The organism is Actinomadura sp. NPDC048032, assembly GCF_040653175.1.
Lineage (GTDB): Bacteria > Actinomycetota > Actinomycetes > Streptosporangiales > Streptosporangiaceae > Spirillospora > Spirillospora verrucosospora.
The window spans coordinates 1-2,899 of sequence record NZ_JBEZJP010000659.1; the positions used below are offsets into that span (position 1 = coordinate 1).

Here is a 2,899-nt window from a genome sequence, read left to right on the forward strand (position 1 = left end):
GCCGATGTCCCGGGACTCTTCGCCGCCGCCGACGCCCTCGTCCTGCCGTACCGCACTGCGACCGCCTCACAAACCAAAGATCCAGATCCGCAAAACAGGCCCTAGGCGCTCAAGATCGAGACTGGGGCCAGAACCCGCCTCTGAGCACTCTCCAGAAGCGCATTGAGCACGGGAACCGGCGAGCTCCCACTGAGCCGGAGCCGTTCCTGCAGCGAGATTTCCCAGCGCTTCTGCAGCTTGGCCTTCAGGTCGTCTCGCATGGTGTCCGAGACGTGGGAGTACACGCCGCGTATGCCAGGCACGGTGTGACCGAGCCGTTCGGCCTGGAGCACCTCCGGAATGGCGTCCTCCAGCATCCAGGTCTTGTGGCTGTGCCGCAGCCCGTGCGGCGTGAGCCCCTCGATGAGCGGCAACCACACCGACGGCGAGTGCTCTTCGGTAACCACCCGGATCCCCTTCCCCCTGGGCGGCTGGAAAGGCTGCCCGGGGACGGCGTCAGGCCACGGTGGAACCGGCGTCCCCGGCCATACCGTCGTGTCCGCCAGGACGCGCTTTCCGGTCTGCCGCGTGCCCTTGGGGTATCGACCGTCCGCCGCGGGCTGGAAAACCCGCCGAGCGTAGTGGGAACGACGATGATGAGCACCCTCAGAGCTGAGGAACAGGTACTGCCCGCGCCCGCCGCAGACAGGCGCCCGCCCCGGACAGGCGCAGCGGCCAGGCGTCCGAAGGCTCTGCTCCGAGACGAGCGCCGACAGGAAGGGCGGCAGATCGACCGGCCGGTGCGAGTCATCCTTCGGGGGCACCTTCTCCAGCCGACCTGCCAGCTCCCGCAGCTGCCAGTCGACCTGGATCCGGTCGAGTCGGCACGCCGGCCGCTCCAGCCCGTGCACTTCACCCCACCGCATGCCGGTGTAGGCGGTCAGGACGACCAGGACGAAGTCGTCATCACGCCCGGACAGCAGCGCGCACCGCTCGGCCAGCAGCAGGGTCTGCAGGGGAGTGGCCCAGACCTTCTCCGGCCCCCGCACCGCGATGGCCCGCCGCGCCCGCTTCCGCCCGCGCCCTCGCCGCTTGACGGCGACATTGCTCGCGACCATCCCGCGTCCCTTGGCATCTCCAAGAATCGTGCCCAGCAGCGACCGGGCGTCGGCCGCGGTCCGGTGCGAGAACCCTCTGGTCCGTGTCCGCTTCTCCCAAGCCACGATCTCCTCGGGGCTGGTGAGAGTGTTGACCGGCCGGTTCCCGAACGCCGGAACGATGTGGTGATCGATCAGGTACCGGTACTTGGCCTCGGTCGTGGCCTCCAGATCCTGCCCCGACCACCACAGCTCGACCCAGTCGGCCAGTAACGCCGCCCCGTCACGAGGATCGTTCCAACTATGTCGCCGGATACCGGCCTCCTGCTCCTCACCCCAGTTCAGCGCGGCCTTCTTCGTCTCGAACCCCGACTGTGAGGCCGCGCTGCCATCCGGCCGCATGTACCGGACGCGCCACTTGTTTCCACGCTTTTCGGCATACGCCATGACTTGCTCCTCCTTGTGTCTTCCGCGGCTCAGAACCGGCCGCGCCGCCGGCGGACCACCGGCTGCTTGGCGCCAGCCGCGATGATCCCGGCGATGTCCTGATCGCTGAACCTCAGGTGCTTGCCGATGAAGGTGCACGGGATGACCCGCGCGCTGGCCTTCTTCCGCAGCCACGACTCGCGCACCTGCAACATCGCCGCAGCCTCGGCGGGCGTGTACAACCGGACGTCAACCTGCAAGGTCACACCTCGCTCTCGCCACCGGACCGCAGGAGACGCGATAACGCACCTGCTCCCGCGGCCCCACGTCAGGAACTGAAAGCACCCTTCGCAAGAGATGGACGACCCTTGACCAGAACTTTACACGGAGAGTAGTTAATCGAATGCGGTCGAGAGGCGTGTCGGCAGAGGCGAGCTGACACGCCGCCGTCGACAAGCGAGCCCGACGGCTCCAAGGGCGGCGCGAACCGGTTGACCTGGTGGGAGACCGCCGCTGGCATGCTGGAAAGCGCGACTACGTCCCAGCCACGTTGATGCCGTCCCCACCGCGGCCAGTGTCGATGATCGGGTGCGGCGGTGCGGCGGTGCGGCGGACGGGCCGCCGTGCTGGACGGCGGCGCGGCGGCCGTGCACAGCTGGAGGCCCGGGGATGGGTACCACTCGAACTCCGATTCTCACGGAACGCCCGACAATGGTCGTCGTCCGTCACTCGGACGGCGGCGTGCCGCTACGGACGATCATTGGCGTTTCGCGGACGCCCGTCCGCCGTGCGGCGGACGGCGCCTAGCCTCGGGCTTTCACCTGACGGCGGGTCTGTCGACGGTCCTGTCCGCGCCAGTACTCTCTGCCAAGCTCGTGGTGTCTGGTGTCTGGTGTCTGGTGACGGGGCGGGATCGTCGCTCAGATCGGCGGGGTGCTGCTGCCCTAGACGCTTCGCGCGGCCGGCCTCGACCAGGCACTCTCGGTCAGGTTGGAGCGGTGACACAAGCCGCGGGCGACCCATGATCCGGGCAAGGTCGTCGCGGACCTGGCGGTGATGCTGGCGCCGGGGCGGGGATTGCCTGTCCGACATCGCGGTCCTGCAAGCCGAGCCGGAACTGTTCGGGCGGTGCCCTGCGATCCGACCGTAGCGCGGCTAATCGCCTCGGCGATCACCTGGCTGGAGACGCTCCCGCCGCCATGGCCAGGCCAAACCGCCCCATCAACACCATAAAGGAGAACCCTTGGCTCCTGGAACCCCACCCCCGATGCGACAGTCGGGCCCGACGAATGACCGGCTACTGAAAACGAGAAGTCGGTTGGGTCGCTCCGTGTCCACCTGTTGTCATTTCTTTCTGCGCCCGGAATTCAACGCCGCGAGGGCGCCCCGGGGACTCC

At 68.1% G+C, this 2,899-nt stretch carries 2 protein-coding genes and 1 pseudogene; 1 reads left to right on the forward strand and 2 read right to left on the reverse strand.

Features of this window, described 5'->3' with window-relative positions:
* Positions 1 to 101: 101 nt before the first annotated feature.
* Together AB0C69_RS40715 and AB0C69_RS40720 are read right to left on the reverse strand one after the other, a co-directional pair.
* Positions 102 to 1,523: a hypothetical protein gene (locus tag AB0C69_RS40715; protein ID WP_360361906.1), complete on the reverse strand. Its 1,422-nt coding sequence runs from the start codon at positions 1,521 to 1,523 to the stop codon at positions 102 to 104.
* A 29-nt stretch (positions 1,524 to 1,552) separates the two neighbouring features.
* On the reverse strand, positions 1,553 to 1,762 hold the full coding sequence (locus AB0C69_RS40720; protein ID WP_360361909.1) for a helix-turn-helix domain-containing protein: 210 nt from the start codon (positions 1,760 to 1,762) through the stop codon (positions 1,553 to 1,555).
* Positions 1,763 to 2,507: 745 nt separating this feature from the next.
* Between AB0C69_RS40720 and AB0C69_RS40725 the strand changes: the two are divergent.
* Positions 2,508 to 2,704, forward strand: a pseudogene (locus AB0C69_RS40725) (IS1380 family transposase); the annotation flags it as partial.
* Positions 2,705 to 2,899: the final 195 nt, after the last annotated feature.